This is a genomic window from Streptomyces sp. NPDC058008 (assembly GCF_042886395.1).
Lineage (GTDB): Bacteria > Actinomycetota > Actinomycetes > Streptomycetales > Streptomycetaceae > Streptomyces.
The window spans coordinates 61,881-78,838 of sequence record NZ_JBHVQX010000025.1; the positions used below are offsets into that span (position 1 = coordinate 61,881).

Genomic DNA, 16,958 nt, shown 5'->3' on the forward strand with positions numbered 1-16,958 from the left:
TTTTGGCGTGGCGCCGCCCCCCCTCCCCGGGGCGTCTGTGGGTATCCCACCCCCCCCCCCCGCGGCGGGCGGGGGCGGCGGCGGGCTCCCCCCCCCCCCCCCCCCGGCCGGACCCCGTCGGTGCGGCCGCGGCGTCCCCGCGGCCCCCGGGGGTCACCGCCCGAACCCGCCGATCGCGCCGCCGCCCCCGGACCCCACCGCCCGCGCCACCGCCCGCGCCGCCGTTCCCCCGGCTTCCGCCGCCCGTACCGGGGGCGGGCGTGAACTCCCACCGGTTCCGGGTGTGTTCGGCCCGCCCCGGCCGGGTTGCGTACCCGGCGGCGGGTGGCGGGTCTCCGCCACCCCTGGAGGAGGCCCGCCACCGGCCCGGCGGGCGCCCCTGTCCTCGCACTCCACCGCTCGTGCGGAGAACGTCACTTCGGCCGCCGGGCCGGCCGGGAGCATCTGTGCGGCCCGACAGGGCGTCAGGGCTTGATAGCGTCGCCCGCACGACTACGGAAAGCTCCCCGCCGGGGTCGTCGCTCCGCCGGGCCGGGCCGCACCGACAGGGCGGCGAGCGGCGGCCGGTGCGTGTGACGGGGACGCACATGGCAGGGACGATGAGGGCCTACGCATGAGCCTCCCGCAGTTGCACTACACCGCCGTGACGTCCGGGGACGGGGTGCCCGCCGGACGGTTCACCGCGGTGGACCCGGCGATACCCGGTCCGGTGCGCGCGGAGGCCGCACCGATCCTGGCGTACGACGCCCCGCAGGACACCCCGGAACGGCTGACGGACGCCCGGCTCCGCGCGCTTCCCGTGGCGTTCGGATTCACCGCGCTGTCCGACGGCAGCCATCTGCTCAGCCGTACGGTGGCCACGGGCGCGGGCGGCTTCCACGCCCACGCGATACACCTGCTGCCCGGGACGCCGATACCCGGCCGGGTGCTCCCGGTCGCCGCGTGGGGGGCGGCGGGATGGCTCTCCGCGTCGCCGGACCGCATGCCCTCCGATCCCCTGACCTCGATGTCCACCGCGCACGGCCCCTCGCGCGGGATCACCCGGGAGGGCCTGGGCGACTTCGCGGTGTCCCGCAGCCCGTGGCTCGCCGCCGTGCTCAGCGATCTGCGCCGCGTCAGCGAGGACCCGTCCGCGCCTCCGGTCGTCCTCGTGGAGCGGCAGAGCGCGGACGTGGCCCGCTGGGTCGCGCTGGCCGTCGCCGTACTGCCCCGGGAGCACGCCGAGCGGCTGACCTTCACCACGTACACACGCCATCCCGGACGCGCCTCGCACCAGGTCATCGGCGTCCTCCCCGAGGACGCGCCCGACACCCGCGACCCACGGTTCCGGGTGCACGCCGCCGCCGGTCCGCGCCCCTCCGGCCCGGCGGACGACGCCTGGGCGGGCACGGCCGCCCGCATCTGGCGCAGCCGGTCCCCCGAGCTCTTCCAGGAGGCGGCGGACCTGCCGGGCGAACCGTTCGCGGCCGGCCCGCTCGCCGTCACCGCGCTCGGCGCCGGGATCGCGCTCGGGTCCGGCGAACGGGCCGCGGCGGCCGACTGGGCGGCCGAACGGCCCTACGCCCTGGACGAGAAGCGCACCCGGCAGCTCACCGACGCGCTGACCGCGCCCGCCGACGACCGTACGGCCGCGGAGTGCGCGGCGGCGCTCCGGCTGCTGACGGCGCTCGACGGCCGCTGCCCCGCCGCCGTCACCGCGCCGCTGGCGGCCCTGCTGGTGACGGAGGCGGTGCGGGGCGGCGACCTGGACCTGGAGCCGCCCGCGCGTTCGGCGTTCGAGGAACCCGCCGGGGAACGCGCGCTCGCCGCGCTGGTCGGGGAGCTGGGCGACGAGGTGCTGGCCGAGCTCGCCGCCCGGGCGCCCCGGGCCGTCGCGCGGACCGTGCAGCTGCTGCGGATCGCCCGGCTGCTGGGCCTCGACAGCGCGGACCTGCTCCCCGGAGTCGTGGGCCGGCTGGCCGGGGCGCTGCTGGCCGACCCCGAGGCGGGCGGGTGCCGGGCGCTGCTGGACCTGCTGGACGAACAGTTCGACGTCCGTACGGCGCTCCTGGGTGAGCTGGACCGGCTCGCCCCGGACCACGCGGCCGGGACGGAACAGCTGCTGCTCCGGGTCGCCCTGCCGTTCACCGGGACACAGGCCCTGCCGCACCTGCGGATGTGCGCGGAGGCACCCGGCGCGAAGGCGCGGGGCACGGACCGGGTGGCGGTCCTGCACACGGTGCTGCGCGCGGCGGGGATGTCCCCGTTCGCCGAGCCGCTGGTGCTGCGGACCGCCGTCGGTCTGGTGTGGGGCGAGGACACCCCGACGGCGGTCGAGGCCCGGGCGCTGCTCGGCGAGACCACGTCCGACGCCCACCGGACGGCCGGTACCTGGTCGCACCTGGTCGACGCCGCGCTCGCCGCCCCCTCGGGCGACGAGGACGCCGCCGAGCTCGCCCACGAGCTGCTGCGCGGCTTCCCCCAGGAGCTCGGCGCCCGGGCACGGGCCGGTCTGATGCTGCTGGACTTCGCACGCGAGCTGCGCTCGGGGACGGCGGAACCCGGCTGGACGGACCGTGCCCGCACGCTGCGGGGCCGGGCGGAACCGGCCGGTCTCCCGGCCGTGGAACACGCCTTCGGCGCCCTGGCCGCGCGGCTCCTCGCCCCGGGCCGGCCCGGGGACGAGCTGTACGCGTTCGTGCACAGCGACGACGAGGACCTGATCGCGGCGTACGGCGGGGCCGCCCGCGACGAGGCGGTCCTGGCGCTGCTGCGGGCCGACCCCGCGTACGTCGCGGACTGCTTCACCGTGTGGAACGCGCACCCGCACGCGGGCGGTGCCTGGTCGGGGACACGGACCGCGCTGCTGGAGGAGGTGCTGCGCCCCGTCGTGCGCGCCCTGTCCCCCGAGGACCTCGCGGCGGTGGAGCGGGCCGTGGAGAGCGAGGGGAACAGCCGCACCCTGGAGGCGTTCCGCGCCTGGAACCGGCCGTCGCGCTCGCTGGGGCGGCTCGGCAGGCGCATCGCGGGGCGGGTCCGCCGGGGATGACGGGGTCGTCGGGCGCACCGCACGGCAGGTACCGTGGGAAGTTCTGATCTCGTGTGCCTCCTGGCGGGCTGCGTGACATCCCAGGAGGAGACGGCATGACGACGAACCGCGGACGCAAGGACGTGATCCGGGACCGCATGGCCGCGACCGGCGAGTCGTACAACGTCGCCGCACGGAACCTGAAGGCGATGAAGGACATGGGCGCCACCCGTGACGCCCTGCTCGTCCAGCGGTGGCAGCCCGCGGAGTCGCTGGACGTGCCGTGCCCGTGCGGCGGTACGTGCGAGCCGGGCGAGACGTGCGGGCACTGCCACGCCCGGCACCGGCACGTGAAGCGCTACCCCGGCAGCCTCACGGACGTGGAGGTCTGGGCGGACCGCTACGCGTGCATGGGCTGCCCCGCCTCGTACACCCTCACCGTGCGCCTCGCCGGGCGCCCCTGGGGCGTGGCGGAGACCGTGGTGCGGGGCGGTTCGGCCGAGGAGGTCGTGCGGGCGCGGGTCTTCCCCGGGGTGGCGCACCCGCTGCTGCGGGCCGAGGCGTCAGCGGAGTCCGGTGCCGACGACGACCGGGATGCCGCGTCGGGACCGCACCGGACCGGCCACGGATGACGGCGGAGCAGGCGCCGGAGGGAAGCGGGAGCGGTCCGGCGGTCCAGGACGGCGGCTCGCGTCCCCCGGGCCCCACGGGGCCGGCCTCGCTCAGCACGCGGGCGCGTGAAGCGGTCCTCGAACGGATCGTCGACCGGCGCTACGCGCAGGGCGCCCGCCTCGTCGAGCGGGAGGTCGCCCAGGAGCTGAGCATGTCCCGCGTGCCCGTCCGCGAGGCGCTGCGCGCCCTGGTCGCGGAGGGGCTGCTGGAGCTGCTCCCGCACAGCGGCGTCCGCGTCCGGCGCCTCGAACTCGCCGATGTCGAGGACCTGTACGAGGTCTGGGAGCCCCTGGCGGTGCAGGCGTCACGGCTCGCGGCGCGCGCCGTGGCGGCCGGGCGCGCGGGAGGACTCGCGGCCCTGGAGGCCACCCTCCACCAGGCCGAGTCGGCCGCCGCGTCGGACGAGGGGACGCGCGAGGTGGCCGCCCACACGGCCTTCCACGAGGGCGTCGTGTCGATGACGGGCAACCCTCTGCTCGCGCGCACCATGGAACAGCTGAGCTGGCAGCTCCAGCTGCTGTTCGGACTCCGCGAGGAGCCCGCGCACATGCGGGCGCAGCACGCGGAGATGTACCGGCACATCTCGGCCGGTGACGCGGAGGCCGCCGCGGCGAGCACACTGCTCCACGTACGCGACAGCAGGGCCGTCGCGCTGCGTTCACTGTTCGGCGACACCTGAGCCGGTTTGTATACCAGGCCGCCGTCCCACACCTCCCGCACCAGGACACAACTGGGCACAACCTTGCTTTACCGCTGTTCGCCGACATGGTCCTTGCCTGCCGCTTCCTGGCTGGTATACAAACTGGGGTAGCCATCGACCCACTCCCCCAAGGAGCTCCCATGTGCGTCGAAGCCCTCCCCCCACCCTCCGGCAGGCTGACCCGCCGCGGAGTCCTCGCGGGCGCGGCCGCCCTCGCCGGGACCATGGCCGCGGTGGCCCCCGAGGCCCTCGCCGCGGACCGGGACCCGGCGCCGTCCACCGCGGGGCATCCGCACGGCGGCTCGGCGCGGGGCGGCACCCTCGTCGTCCGGGGCGGCACCCTCCTCGATCCGGCGACCGGCGAGGTCACCGAGAACGCCGTCGTCGTCATCCGGGGCGGGACGGTCCGCGCGGCGGGCCCGCGCGGGCGCGTCACCGAGCCGGGCGACGCCGACGTCCTGGAGGCGCACGGCCGCTGGATCCTGCCGGGTCTGGTCGACGCCCACATCCACCTGAGCACGGCGGCCGAGGCCCGTGACGCCGTCCGCCGGGGCGCGACCAGCGCGCGCAGCGGGTCGACGTCCTTCTACCAGGACATAGCCGTACGCGCACTCGCCCGGCACAGCCCCGGACTCGCTCCCCGGCTGACGGCCGCGGGCGTCTTCGTCACCCCGGATCTCGGCGAGACCGTGCTCGCCGACCCCGACCTCACGCCGCTGGTCCGCCTCCAGGACGGCGTCCGCTCCGCCGAGGCGCTGCGCCGCGTGGTCGAGGTGAACATCGCCCGTGGCGCGGACGTGATCAAGACCCGGGTCAACGAGCGGGCCGGGCTGCCCGAGCAGGACCCGCTCGCCCAGGTGTACTCGCACGAGCAGCTGTCCGAGATCGTCGCGGCGGCCCGGCGGCACGGCAAGGGCGTCCTCTGCCACAGCTACAGCGAGCGGGGCTGCCACGACGCGGTCACCGCGGGGATCCGCTCCCTGGAGCACGGCGCGTTCGTCGGCGAGCGCACCCTGAACGAGATGCGGCGCCGGGGTACGTACTTCACGCCCACCCTCACCGCCATCGACGGGCTGGCCCGGTCCACGGACCCGGTTCTCGCCGAACGCGGGCGCACCTACCTCCCCGTCCTGGAGCGGGCGGTGCTCGCCGCCCACGAACTCGGTGTCCCGCTCGCCGCCGGAACCGACTCGTCCGGCGGCACGGTGCGCCCGATCGGACGTGAGGTGGAGCTGATGCGCGCGGCCGGCCTGCCCGCACTCGACGCGATCCGCACCGCCACGACCGGCGCGGCGCGCCTCCTCGGGCTGGAGCGCACGGTGGGCCGGCTGGCACCCGGGTTCGCGGGCGACGTGGTCCTCCTGGACGGCGACCCGCTGGCCGACGTCAGCGTGCTCACGGCCCCGGCCCGGGTGATCCGGGCGGGAATCACCGTCTGACCGCCGGGAGGGCCGGGGCCGGGAGGTCGCGCCGCGCTCCGGTCCGCACCGGGCCGAGGGCCGTCCCACCCGGCCCGCCGGGCCGACCGGCACGAGCCCGGGAGCGGGGGGCGCGTCACGCTCCGGTCCGCACCGTCCCCGCCCCGCCCGAGGGGGCCGGGGTCGCGCCGCGCTCCAGCCGGGCGGGCCCCGGCTCCGCCCGCTCCACCGTCCGTGCCCGAGCCCCTCGGCCCCGTCACCCCTTCGCCCGCGCCTCCGCGCGCCGACACGCAGCAGGAGTCCCCATGCAGTCCCCCTCGCCCGCCCCGGGCACCTTCTCCCGCCGGACCGTGCTCGCCGGTGCCGCCGCACTCGCCGGGACCACCTCCACCACCGCCTCGGCCGTCGCCGCCCCGGTGCCCCTGGCGGAAGCCGTCCCGGCCGCGGCGGCCGCGCCCGCTGCCGCGCGGTCCGACGGCAGGACCGTCGTCTTCCGCGACGTGCGGCTGCTCGGCGCTCCGGAGGCCACGGACCTCGTGGTCGTCGACGGCCTCGTCTCGCACGGCCCGGCACCGCACGGCGCGAAGACCGTCGACGGCGGCGGACGGATCGCGCTGCCCTCCCTCGTGGACGCGCACATCCACCCCGACAAGACGACCTGGGGCGGGTCCTGGGTGTCGCGCCGTCCGGCGAGCGGGATCGCCGACTACGTCGCCCAGGACGTGGACCTCTTCCACAGCGAACGCCGGCCCGTCGCGGAACGCGCGTACGGCCTGATGGCCCACGCCGTCACCCGCGGCACACGGGCGATGCGCGCCCACGCGGATGTGGCCCCCGCCTACGGCCTGGCGGGGGTGGAGGGTCTGGCGGAGGCCCGCCGGCGGCTCCGCCACGCCCTGGACGTGCAGATCGTGGCCTTCCCGCAGCACGGCGTCATCCGTACCCCCGGCACGGCGGAACTGCTGGAGGAGGCCGCGCGTACCGGCTCCGTCGACATGATCGGCGGCATCGACCCCATCGGCTTCGACCAGGCCCTGGACGATCAGCTCGACCTGGTCTTCGGCATCGCGGACCGCCACGGCATCGGTGTGGACATCCACCTGCACGACCGGGGGGCGAAGGGGATCGAGGCGCTGCGCGGCATCATCGACCGCACGCGCGCCCTGTCCCTCACCGGCAAGGTCACCGTCAGCCACGTCTTCTGCCTGCCGGGCATGACGGACTCCGAACTCGGTTCCCTCGCCGCCGGACTGGGCGGACTGGACATCGCGCTCACCACGGTGGCGCCGTCGGAGTCCCTGGTGCTGCCGATCGCGCGGCTGCGCGAGCACGGTGTGCGGGTCGGACTCGGTTCCGACGGCGTACGCGACTCCTGGAGCCCCTTCGGCGACGCCGACATGCTGCACCGCGCCCACCTGCTCGGATGGGTCACCGACGTACGCCTCGACGAGGAACTGGCGGACTGCTACCGCGTCGCGGCCCACGGCGGCGCGGACGTCATGGGCCTCGCCCACGCGGACCTCCGGCCCGGCGCACCGGCGGACTTCGTCCTCGTACGCGGCGAGTGCCTGCCCCAGGTCGTCGTCGACATGCCCGGCCGGGACATGGTCGTGCACGGCGGCGCCGTCGTCGCGCGGGACGGCGAACTCGTGGGCCGGGGAGGGCCGTCGGGCGGGTGACGCCACCGCCCCCTCACCTCGGGGGCACCTCCTGGCGGGACCCCGCCCTCGGACGGCCCTCCAGCCACAGCGGAGGGCCGTCGTCCGTTCGCGGGCCCGTCCGCGCTCCTGGCGCACCCGGACAGCCAGGCCCGGACGTGGCGCGCCTCACAGAACGCCCCTGACCGATCGGTCAGGGCTGACCGATCGGTCAGCTACGGTGAACCCATGCCACGCCCGCCCTCCACGATGCGCCGTCAGATTCTCGACTCCGCGCTGCGCCTCTTCGCCGAGCACGGCTTCAAGGGGACCTCGCTGCACGACATCGCGGTCGAGGCGCACTGCTCCAAGGCGTCCCTGCTCTACCACTTCGCCGGCAAGGACGCGATCCTCACCGAACTGCTGACCCCGCCGGCCGAGAGCCTCTCCGCCATGAGCGGGGAACTGGCCGCGCTGGACGGCGATCAGGCCGTCGAGTCGGCCGTGACGGACTTCGTCGCCCTCGCGATGCGCTTCCACCTGGAAGTGAAGATCATCTTTGCCGGGCTGCCCGACATGCTCGGCCATCCGGTACTGGCGGTCATCCCCGAGGCGGTGGACCAGCTCGCCGACGCGCTGGCCGGCCGTTCGCGGGAACCGGGAGCACGCGTCGCGGCGCAGATGGTGATCGGCGGCGTGGCTGTCACGGTCGCCTCCGACGTGGATGTCGAACCCGGCACGATGCGCGCCGAACTGGTCCGGGGAGCACGGAGAACCCTCGGGCGCCCGGCCGGCTGACAGAAGTCGTCCAGATCAAAGAGAAAGACGTCTCTTTCGCATGGCAATCCTCCTGTACCGGCTCGGCCGGCTGTCCTTCCGCAGGCGAGGACGTGTCCTCGCCCTGTGGCTCCTGCTGCTCGCACTGCTCGGTGGCGGGGCCGCCGCCTTCAGCGGGCCCACCACCAGCAAGTTCTCCATTCCCGGAACCGAGTCCCAGAAGGCCCTGGACTCGCTCACCCGGGAATTCCCGCAGGCGAGCGGTGCGACCGGGACCATAGTCGTCGCGGCGCCCGAGGGCGGCAAGCTCACGCCCTCGGCCGTCGCCCCCGTGACCGCGGAGGCCGCCGAGGTTCCCGGTGTCCTCGCGGCCGTCGACCCCTTCGTGTCCAAGGCCGTGTCGCAGGACGGCCGTTACGCCCTGATCCAGGTGCAGTTCGAGTCGGGTGTCGACGGCATCACCGACGCCCAGCGTGAGGCCTTCTCGGACGCGGGCGCGTCCGTCACGGACCTGCGCGTCGAACACGGCGGCGAGATCATGCGCGGCGTCCCGGAGATCGGCTCGACCGAAGGCCTCGGCGTGGCCGTCGCCGCGCTCGTGCTGGTCCTCACCTTCGGCTCCCTGGTCGCGGCCGGCATGACCCTGCTGAACGCCCTGGTCGGCGTCGCCGCCGGCATGGCCGGGCTGTTCGCCCTCAGCAGCACCGTGGAGCTGACCAGCACCGCGCCCATCCTGGCGCTCATGCTGGGGCTGGCCGTCGGCATCGACTACGCCCTGTTCATCACCTCCCGCTACCGCCACTACCTCGCGGAAGGCATGGACGGGGAGGAGGCGGCGGGCCGTGCGGCCGGGACCGCCGGTTCGGCCGTCGTGTTCGCGGGCGCCACCGTCGTCATCGCGCTGGCCGGGCTCACCGTCGCCGGGGTGCCGTTCCTGACGGTCATGGGCCTGGCCGCGGCGGCCACCGTCGCCCTCGCCGTACTGGTGTCCCTGACCCTGCTCCCGGCCGTGCTCGGCTTCGCGGGCGTCCGCGTCCTGCCCCGGAAGCAGCGGGCACGCGACCGGACCCCGGCGGCGACTCCCGCCGAAGGCAGCTTCGGCTTCCGCTGGGGCCGGATCGTGGCACGGCTGCGCGTCCCCGTGCTCGTGCTCGGGGTGGCCGGGCTGGGCGCCCTCGCCCTGCCGGTGCAGGACATGCGGCTGGCGCTGCCCGACGCGAGCACCGAGGCGGTCGGCTCGCCCAACCGCGAGGCCTACGACCTGACCACCGAGGGCTTCGGCGAGGGCTTCAACGGCCGCCTGGTCGCCGTCGTGTCCGGCGACACCGCGCAGGCGACCGGTGCGGCGGCCAAGGAGGCCGCCACCCTGATCACGGGCACCGACGGGGTACTGGCCGTCGCCGCCCCCCAGATGAACGAGAAGGGCACCACCGCCCTCCTCGCCGTGATCCCCGAGACCGGCCCCACCGACGCGGCGACCGAGGACACCGTCCACGAGATCCGCGACCGGGTGGCGGGCGTCCAGGGGGCCGCCATCTCGCTGACCGGTGCCACCGCCGTCGGCATCGACGTCTCGGAGAAGCTCGCCGGGGCCCTGCCGGTCTACCTGCTGCTGGTGGTCGGGCTGTCCGTCCTGCTGCTGATGCTCGTCTTCCGGTCGTTCCTGGTGCCGGTCAAGGCGGCGCTGGGCTTCCTGCTGACCATCGGCGCGACCTTCGGGATCACCGTCGCCATCTTCCAGGAAGGCCACCTGGCGGCACTGGTCGGCCTCGACACGCCCGGCCCGCTGGTCAGCTTCCTGCCCATCCTGCTGATCGGCATCCTCTTCGGACTGGCGATGGACTACGAGGTCTTCCTCGTCTCCCGGATGCGCGAGGACTTCGTCCACGGCACCGACGCGCGGGAGGCCGTCATCAGCGGTGTCGGCCACAACGCGCGCGTGGTCACGGCCGCGGCGGTGATCATGACCGCCGTCTTCGGCGGGTTCGTGTTCATGCCCGACCCGATCATCAAGTCCATCGGGTTCGCCCTGGCCATCGGCGTGCTCGTCGACGCCTTCGTCGTCCGCATGGCCCTCGTGCCCGCGGTCATGCACCTCCTGGGCCGCGCCGCCTGGTGGCTGCCCCGCCCGGTCGACCGGGTCCTGCCCGACCTCGACATCGAGGGCGAGCGGCTGCAACGCGAGATCCCGGTGCGGCGGAGCGAGGACGACCTCGTCAGGACGTGAGCACGACGGTGCCCCCGGTCCCTCGCGGTGCGAGGGACCGGGGGCACCGGTACGTCCGGGCCGGGCGCCGGGACCGGCCGGCTCAGCTCCCGTCCGGCGCCAGGGTCAGCGAGATCGAGTTGATGCAGTACCGCTGGTCCGTGGGCGTCGCGTAGCCCTCGCCCTCGAAGACGTGCCCCAGGTGGGAGCCGCAGCGGGCGCAGCGCACCTCGGTGCGCGCCATGCCGAGGCTGTTGTCCTGGAGCAGTTCGACGGCGTCGCTGTCCTTCGGGTCGTAGAAGGACGGCCAGCCACAGTGCGACTCGAACTTGGTGTCGGAGCGGAACAGCTCCGCACCGCAGGCACGGCAGGAGTAGACACCCTCCGTCCTGGTGTCGGTGTACTCACCCACGAACGCGGGCTCGGTGCCGGCCTTGCGCAGCACCGCGTACTCGGCGGGCGTCAGCTCCGCCCGCCATTGCTCGTCGGACTTCTCGACGTCGTACGACACGGTGGCTCCCTCAGCTCGACAGGTGGTCCAGGATCCGCGGGCCGAGGTCGGTGACATCGCCCGCTCCCATGGTGAGAACGAGATCACCGGGCTTCGCCATTCCCGCGACGGCGGCGGGGACGTCGGCCTGGTCGTGGACGGCCGTCACGTCGGCGCCCGCGGCCTTCGCGGCATCGGTGATCAGCGCGCTCGTGACGCCGGGGACCGGGTCCTCCCTGGCCGGGTAGATGTCCAGGACCAGCGAGGCGTCGGCGAGGGCGAGGGCCTGGCCCATCTCCGTGCCGAGCTCCTGGGTGCGGGAGAAGAGGTGGGGCTGGAAGACCACCAGGAGCCGGGAACCGGTCGCCGCGCCGCGCATGGCCTCCAGGTCGGCGGTCATCTCCGTGGGGTGGTGCGCGTACGAGTCGATGACCTGGACGCCGGCCGCCTCCCCCTTGAGCTGGAGGCGGCGCTTGACCCCGGTGTACTTGCCGAGGGCGGAGGCCAGGTTGTGCGCGGGGATGCCGAGGGCGACACCGGCGGCGAGCGCGGCGACCGCGTTGTGCGCGTAGTGGCGGCCGGGCACGGAGACCGTGAAGGTGAGGTACTTCCCGTTGAGGACGACCGTGACCTCGCTGGTCAGACCGCGCGGGGTGACCTTGTGCACGCGGACGTCCGCGCCCTCGGACTCACCGTAGGTGACGACGCCGAGGCCGGAGCGCCCGCGGAGCCGCCGGGTCAGCTCGACGGCGCCGGGCTGGTCGGCGGCGACGACGAGGGTACCGCCGGGGACGATCCTGCCCGCGAACGTCTCGAAGGACTCGTAGATCTCGTCCATCGACGCGTAGTTCGCGTGGTGGTCCAGCTCGACGTTGAGGACGATCGCGACCTCGGGGGCGTACTTCTGGAAGCTGCGGTCGCTCTCGTCCGCCTCCGCGACGAAGATGTCGCCGCCGCCGTGCGCGGCGTTGGTGCCCGGGCCCTCCAGGTCGCCGCCGATGGCGTACGAGGGGTCGAGGGCCAGCTCGGACAGCGCGACCGCCAGCATCGACGTGGTGGTGGTCTTGCCGTGCGTGCCGGCGACCGCGAGGGAGCGCAGCCCCACCATCAGGGAGGCCAGCGCGTCGGAGCGGTGCACGACGGGGATGTCCAGCTCGGCGGCGCGGACCAGCTCGGGGTTGTCGGCGCGGATGGCGCTGGAGACGACCACCGAGGTCGCGTCGTCGGCCAGATGGCCGGCGGCGTGCCCGATGTGGACGGTCGCCCCCAGCGCGCGCAGGGCCTCGGCGGTGGCGGACTCCCTGGCGTCGCTGCCCGCCACCTTCGCGCCGCGCTGGGCGAGGATCTTCGCGATGCCCGACATTCCGGCGCCGCCGATGCCGATGAAGTGCGGCCGTTCCAGAGCGGCAGGAATACCGGGTGCCATACGTGTCTCTCCCGAGGTGTGACGTGGGTCGGTCCGCCCCAGCCTATTCGCTGTGCGCGAAGAGCTTGAGCACCGGTACGCCGACCTTGTGACGGGCCCGGGACGCCCAGTCGCGGTGGAAGAACTCCTCCACGTAGTGCGGCGCCGTCAGCACGATGACCTCGTCGGCGCCCGAGTCGTCGACCACGGACTTCAGCTTGTCCAGGGGATGCTCCTCGACGACCTGGCCGACGGCCTCCGACCCCGCCTCGCGCAGTTCCCGCAGCGAGTACTCCAGCGCCATCTCGGCGGGCTCCCTGGCCTCCTTGCCCTCCGGCCGCTCCCCCTCACGGACGGCTTCCCGGAGCTCGCCGATCGCCACGTCGTCGATCGCGCGCAGCAGGACGTCGGCCTGGTCGCTGCGGGGCTGCATCAGTACGACGAACGAGATCCGCTCCTCGCCGTGGAGGGTGGTGACGAACTCCACGTCCTCGGGGGTGAGGGGCTTCTCGATCATCAAAACGCTTGTGAACACGACAGGCGCCCTTCCGCTTCATCTCGTCGGCCGCAGGGACGGCCGCAGTTGCTGAAACCATCCTTCCCCGCAATTGCACGGGGGTGCAGGACTTAGTGTGCCCACCCGGGGCTAACCGGAACGGGTAATTCCGCTCTCTCTCAGATCTTCCCGTACCGGGTGAAGAGGAATCCTGCCTCCTCCAGGAGCGAAACGAGGGAGAAACGTTCCGGCACGGGGATGGACGGACCGCCCGCGATGCGCTGTGCGTCCCCGGCGGCGAGGAGCGGGGAGAGGGTCAGGCAGAGCTCGTCCAGCACCCCGGCTGCCACGAACTGGCCGAGCAGGCGCGGTCCGCCCTCGGTGAGGAGCCGGCTGAAGCCGCGCCGGCCCAGCTCCGCGACCACGCGCGCCGGGTCGACCGAGGCGCCGTCCCCGGCGACGAGCACCTGGACCCCCGCCTCCCCCGCCGCGCGGACCCGGTCCGGGGGCGCCGCCGCCCCGGTGACCACGAAGGTGGGCACCAGCGGCGAGACGAAGAGCGGGAGCGAGAAGTCGAGGTCGAGGCTCGCGCTGACGACCGCGACGGCCGGGGCGGGCCCCTGCCCCGCCGCCTCGCGCCGGGCGGCGAAGGCCTCACGGGCGCGCGCGGGCCGGTAGCCCTCCTGGCGCACCGTCCGGGCACCGACGACGACCACGTCGGCCAGGCCGCGCAGCGTGCCGAAGATCCGCATGTCGGCGGGCGACGAGATGCCCTGGGAACGGCCGTCGTGGTGGGCGGCCCCGTCCAGGGTGGACACCATGTTGGCGCGGAGCCAGGGGCGGCCGTCCCCGGGGTAGGCGTAGGCGTCGGCCAGTTCCCCGAGCGTCCACTCACGGTCGGCGGCGGCGGACGGGGACGTCGGGCGGGTCACAGGGAGCAGGCGTCGCATGCCGGGCAGTCTGGCACGACGCCGGAGGCCTGCGGGGCGAGGCCTTAAGGTGGAGAGTTGTGTCGTCCTCCACAGCCGTGCCGGGGCAGAGCCCCATAGCCGAAACGGCCCCGCAGTCCCTGTGCGCCCTCGAACCGCGCGTCCCCGCTGACCGGCTGGTCGCGGAGATGGTGCCGCCGCCGCGCTTCGACTCGGTGCGCTTCGATACGTACGTGCCCGACCCGAACCAGCCGAGCCAGACCGAGGCGGTCCACGTGCTCGCCGACTTCGCCGACGGGCTCGGCGGGGCGCACGCCACGGGGACCGCCAGGCGCAGGTGGTTCGGGAAGAAGCAGGCCGCGGCGCCCGCCGGACCGCGCGGTGTCTACCTCGACGGCGGGTACGGCGTCGGCAAGACACACCTGCTCGCCTCCCTCTGGCACGCCACCCCGGCCGCGCCGTCGCTCAAGGCCTTCGGCACCTTCGTCGAGCTGACGAACCTGGTCGGCGCGCTGGGCTTCCAGCAGACCGTGCAGACCCTGAGCGGGCACCGGCTGCTCTGCATCGACGAATTCGAGCTGGACGACCCGGGCGACACCGTCCTGGTGTCGTCCCTGCTCAGCAGGCTCGTGGAGGCGGGCGTCGCGCTGGCCGCCACGTCGAACACCCTGCCGGGCAAGCTCGGGGAGGGCCGGTTCGCGGCGGCGGACTTCCTCCGCGAGATCCAGGGGCTGTCCTCGCACTTCCGGCCGCTGCGGATCGACGGCGAGGACTACCGCCACCGGGGACTGCCCGAGGCGCCGCCCCCGTACACGGACGACCAGGTCACCAGGGCCGCGTACGCGACCGCCGGTGCCTCGCTCGACGACTTCCCGTCCCTGCTCGACCATCTGGCCCGGGTCCACCCCAGCCGGTACGGGGCGCTCACGGACGGCGTCACGGCGGTCTGCCTCACCGATGTGCGGCCGGTGCCCGACCAGTCGACGGCCCTGCGCCTGGTGGTGCTCGCCGACCGGCTGTACGACCGGGAGGTCCCGGTGCTCGCCTCCGGCCTCCCCTTCGACCGGCTGTTCAGCGACGAGATGCTGAACGGCGGGTACCGCAAGAAGTACTTCCGGGCCATCTCACGGCTGACGGCACTGGCGCGTGACGCGAAGGGACTGGTGGCGCAGTAGGTTCGGGGGCGAAGGGCGTACGGGTGCCTCCGGGTGCGGCGTACGCCCGTTACCGCGTTCACCGTTCGAAGGGAACCAGCATGGCTACCACGCGTCAGGCGCACACGGTCTGGGAAGGCAACCTGCTCGAGGGCAAGGGCGTCGTCACCCTGGACTCCTCCGGGATCGGCGAGTACCCGGTCTCCTGGCCGTCTCGCGCGGAGAAGGCGAACGGGAAGACCAGCCCCGAGGAGCTCATCGCGGCAGCGCACTCCAGCTGCTTCTCGATGGCCCTGTCCAACGGCCTGGCCACGGCGGGGACCCCGCCCACCCGGCTGAACACGCAGGCCGAGGTCACCTTCCAGCCCGGCACCGGCATCACCGGCATCCACCTCACGGTGGAGGGCGAGGTCCCGGGCCTGGACGAGGCGGGCTTCGTGAAGGCCGCCGAGGACGCCAAGGCGAACTGCCCGGTCAGCCAGGCGCTCACGGGCACCACCATCACGCTCACCGCGTCGCTGGCCTGATCCCACCGGTCCCCGGGGCATCGTCCGTCCCGGGGACACACGGGGCACCGTGGCCCGCGTGGTTCCCGCGCGCCACAGCGCGTGCTACACACATGCGGGTCACTTCACCTGTCCGCCAACAGGGAGTTGCCTCATGTCATCCGCACCTCGACGATCCGCGACACGACGGAAGGTCCTGGCCGGCAGTGCCGCGGCCGCGGCCTCGGTCGCCTTCACCGGAACCTTCGGCGAACTCTTCTCCGGCACCGCCGAAGCCCGGGGCCACAGCGGCTACGGCCCCCTCGTACCGGACCCGGACGGCCTGCTCGATCTGCCGAAAGGTTTCCGCTACCGGGTGCTCTCCCGGGAGGGCGACCCGCTCCGCTCAGGCGGGGGCCTGGTCCCGAGCAACCACGACGGCATGGCCGCCTTCAGGGGCCGGGCCGGCCGGGTGCACCTCGTACGCAACCACGAGAACCGCGTCACCGCGAAGATCGCCGTCCCCACGGTCGAGGGCCTCACCTACGACCCCATGGCCAAGGGCGGCTGCACCTCGCTCGAACTCGACGGCCGGGGGAACCTGCTCGGCGAGCGCGTCGCCATCGCGGGGACGGCCGTCAACTGCGCCGGGGGCCCCACCCCGTGGAACACCTGGCTGACCTGCGAGGAGACCGAGGACCGGGCCGGCACCAACGGCTACACGAAGGACCACGGCTTCGTCTTCGAGGTGGACGGCGCCGATCCGCGCCGCACCGGCGCCGTCCCCCTGACCGCGATGGGCCGCTTCCAGCACGAGGCCATCGCGGTGGACCCGCGGAACGGCATCGTGTACGAGACGGAGGACGCGTTCGACGAGCCGTTCGGGCTCTTCTACCGCTTCCTCCCCGAGAAACCGCTCGGCGGGACGGGCTCCCTGCGGGCCGGTGGCGCGCTCGAGGCGATGCGGGTGCCCGGCGTGCCCGACCTCTCCGTGGTCCAGGAGACGGGCGCGAGCTTCGACCGGATCGAGTGGGTGCCCGTACCGGATCCGCAGGCCGCCGGCACACCGGTCCGGTTGCAGGACTTCGGCCCGAAGGGCATCACGCACGCCCAGAAGCTGGAGGGCTGCTACTGGGGCGGCTCCTCGGTGTACTTCGTCTCCAGCTTCGCGCACAGCTCGGAGGGGTCGGCCGCCGACCACTTCGGCCAGGTGTGGCGGTACGACCCGGCGCGGCGCAGGCTCACCCTGGTCGTCGTCTTCGGGCCGGACACCGACATCCAGCTGCCGGGCGAGTCCCCCGACAACATCTGCCTGGCCGCCGGGGGCGGGCTGATGGTCTGCGAGGACGGGGGCGGCGCACAGCACGTGCTCGGGCTGACACGGCGCGGCGAGGTCTACCCGATGGCGCGGGGGCGGCAGAACATCGGGACGGCCGAGGACCCCGAGTGGGGCGAGTTCGCGGGCGTCACGTTCTCACCGGACGGCGCCACGATGTTCGTGAACTGCTACACGCCGGGGACGACGTTCGCCGTGACGGGCCCCTGGCGCTGACCGGAGCACGGGCGGACGGGTGATCCGGCC

The 16,958-nt window shown here is 74.2% G+C and carries 14 protein-coding genes; 10 read left to right on the forward strand and 4 right to left on the reverse strand.

The window, feature by feature from the left end:
* Nucleotides 1-613: 613 nt before the first annotated feature.
* From ACFVS9_RS24275 to ACFVS9_RS24305, 7 genes are all read left to right on the forward strand, one after another.
* Complete coding sequence (locus tag ACFVS9_RS24275) at nucleotides 614-3,028, forward strand: GTPase-associated protein 1-related protein (protein ID WP_389935360.1); 2,415 nt, start codon at nucleotides 614-616, stop codon at nucleotides 3,026-3,028.
* Nucleotides 3,029-3,123: 95 nt separating this feature from the next.
* A complete protein-coding gene (locus tag ACFVS9_RS24280) occupies nucleotides 3,124-3,639 on the forward strand; it encodes a hypothetical protein (protein ID WP_389935363.1) in 516 nt (171 codons plus the stop codon).
* The gene (locus ACFVS9_RS24285; protein ID WP_389935366.1) at nucleotides 3,636-4,358 is read left to right on the forward strand and encodes a GntR family transcriptional regulator; all 723 of its coding nucleotides are present in this window, start codon (nucleotides 3,636-3,638) and stop codon (nucleotides 4,356-4,358) included. The genes ACFVS9_RS24280 and ACFVS9_RS24285 overlap by 4 nt, the downstream gene beginning before the upstream one ends.
* Before the next feature lie 161 nt (nucleotides 4,359-4,519).
* Nucleotides 4,520-5,818 (forward strand): amidohydrolase family protein, encoded by a 1,299-nt coding sequence (locus tag ACFVS9_RS24290; RefSeq protein ID WP_383113930.1) that lies wholly within the window; start codon nucleotides 4,520-4,522, stop codon nucleotides 5,816-5,818.
* A 284-nt stretch (nucleotides 5,819-6,102) separates the two neighbouring features.
* On the forward strand, nucleotides 6,103-7,476 hold the full coding sequence (locus tag ACFVS9_RS24295; protein WP_389935370.1) for an amidohydrolase: 1,374 nt from the start codon (nucleotides 6,103-6,105) through the stop codon (nucleotides 7,474-7,476).
* Between the two features lie 207 nt (nucleotides 7,477-7,683).
* Nucleotides 7,684-8,232: a TetR/AcrR family transcriptional regulator gene (locus ACFVS9_RS24300; protein WP_383113928.1), complete on the forward strand. Its 549-nt coding sequence runs from the start codon at nucleotides 7,684-7,686 to the stop codon at nucleotides 8,230-8,232.
* Nucleotides 8,233-8,272: 40 nt separating this feature from the next.
* Entirely contained in the window at nucleotides 8,273-10,438 is a 2,166-nt protein-coding gene (locus tag ACFVS9_RS24305; protein WP_389935373.1) for an MMPL family transporter, read from the forward strand.
* A gap of 82 nt (nucleotides 10,439-10,520) precedes the next feature.
* On the opposite strand, the gene msrB is transcribed toward ACFVS9_RS24305, so the two are convergent.
* The 4 genes from msrB to ACFVS9_RS24325 all read right to left on the reverse strand — a co-directional run bounded on the left by msrB (nucleotide 10,521) and on the right by ACFVS9_RS24325 (nucleotide 13,758).
* Nucleotides 10,521-10,928, reverse strand: coding sequence for a peptide-methionine (R)-S-oxide reductase MsrB (gene msrB, locus ACFVS9_RS24310; protein WP_383113926.1), 408 nt, complete (start codon nucleotides 10,926-10,928; stop codon nucleotides 10,521-10,523).
* 10 nt (nucleotides 10,929-10,938) lie between these two features.
* Complete coding sequence (murC, locus tag ACFVS9_RS24315; RefSeq protein ID WP_383113925.1) at nucleotides 10,939-12,333, reverse strand: UDP-N-acetylmuramate--L-alanine ligase; 1,395 nt, start codon at nucleotides 12,331-12,333, stop codon at nucleotides 10,939-10,941.
* A 43-nt stretch (nucleotides 12,334-12,376) separates the two neighbouring features.
* Entirely contained in the window at nucleotides 12,377-12,829 is a 453-nt protein-coding gene (locus ACFVS9_RS24320; RefSeq protein ID WP_383113924.1) for an indole-3-glycerol phosphate synthase, read from the reverse strand.
* Nucleotides 12,830-12,987: 158 nt separating this feature from the next.
* The gene (locus ACFVS9_RS24325) at nucleotides 12,988-13,758 is read right to left on the reverse strand and encodes a pyrimidine reductase family protein (RefSeq protein ID WP_383113923.1); all 771 of its coding nucleotides are present in this window, start codon (nucleotides 13,756-13,758) and stop codon (nucleotides 12,988-12,990) included.
* A 59-nt stretch (nucleotides 13,759-13,817) separates the two neighbouring features.
* Here ACFVS9_RS24325 and zapE point away from each other — a divergent pair, with 59 nt between their 5' ends.
* The 3 genes from zapE to ACFVS9_RS24340 all read left to right on the forward strand — a co-directional run bounded on the left by zapE (nucleotide 13,818) and on the right by ACFVS9_RS24340 (nucleotide 16,928).
* Nucleotides 13,818-14,912 carry a cell division protein ZapE gene (zapE, locus tag ACFVS9_RS24330; RefSeq protein ID WP_383113922.1) on the forward strand — a complete coding sequence of 365 codons (1,095 nt, stop codon included), beginning with the start codon at nucleotides 13,818-13,820 and terminating at the stop codon, nucleotides 14,910-14,912.
* Nucleotides 14,913-14,992: 80 nt separating this feature from the next.
* A complete protein-coding gene (locus ACFVS9_RS24335; protein ID WP_015579261.1) occupies nucleotides 14,993-15,418 on the forward strand; it encodes an OsmC family protein in 426 nt (141 codons plus the stop codon).
* A gap of 133 nt (nucleotides 15,419-15,551) precedes the next feature.
* Nucleotides 15,552-16,928 (forward strand): alkaline phosphatase PhoX, encoded by a 1,377-nt coding sequence (locus ACFVS9_RS24340; protein ID WP_389935380.1) that lies wholly within the window; start codon nucleotides 15,552-15,554, stop codon nucleotides 16,926-16,928.
* Nucleotides 16,929-16,958 lie beyond the last annotated feature (30 nt).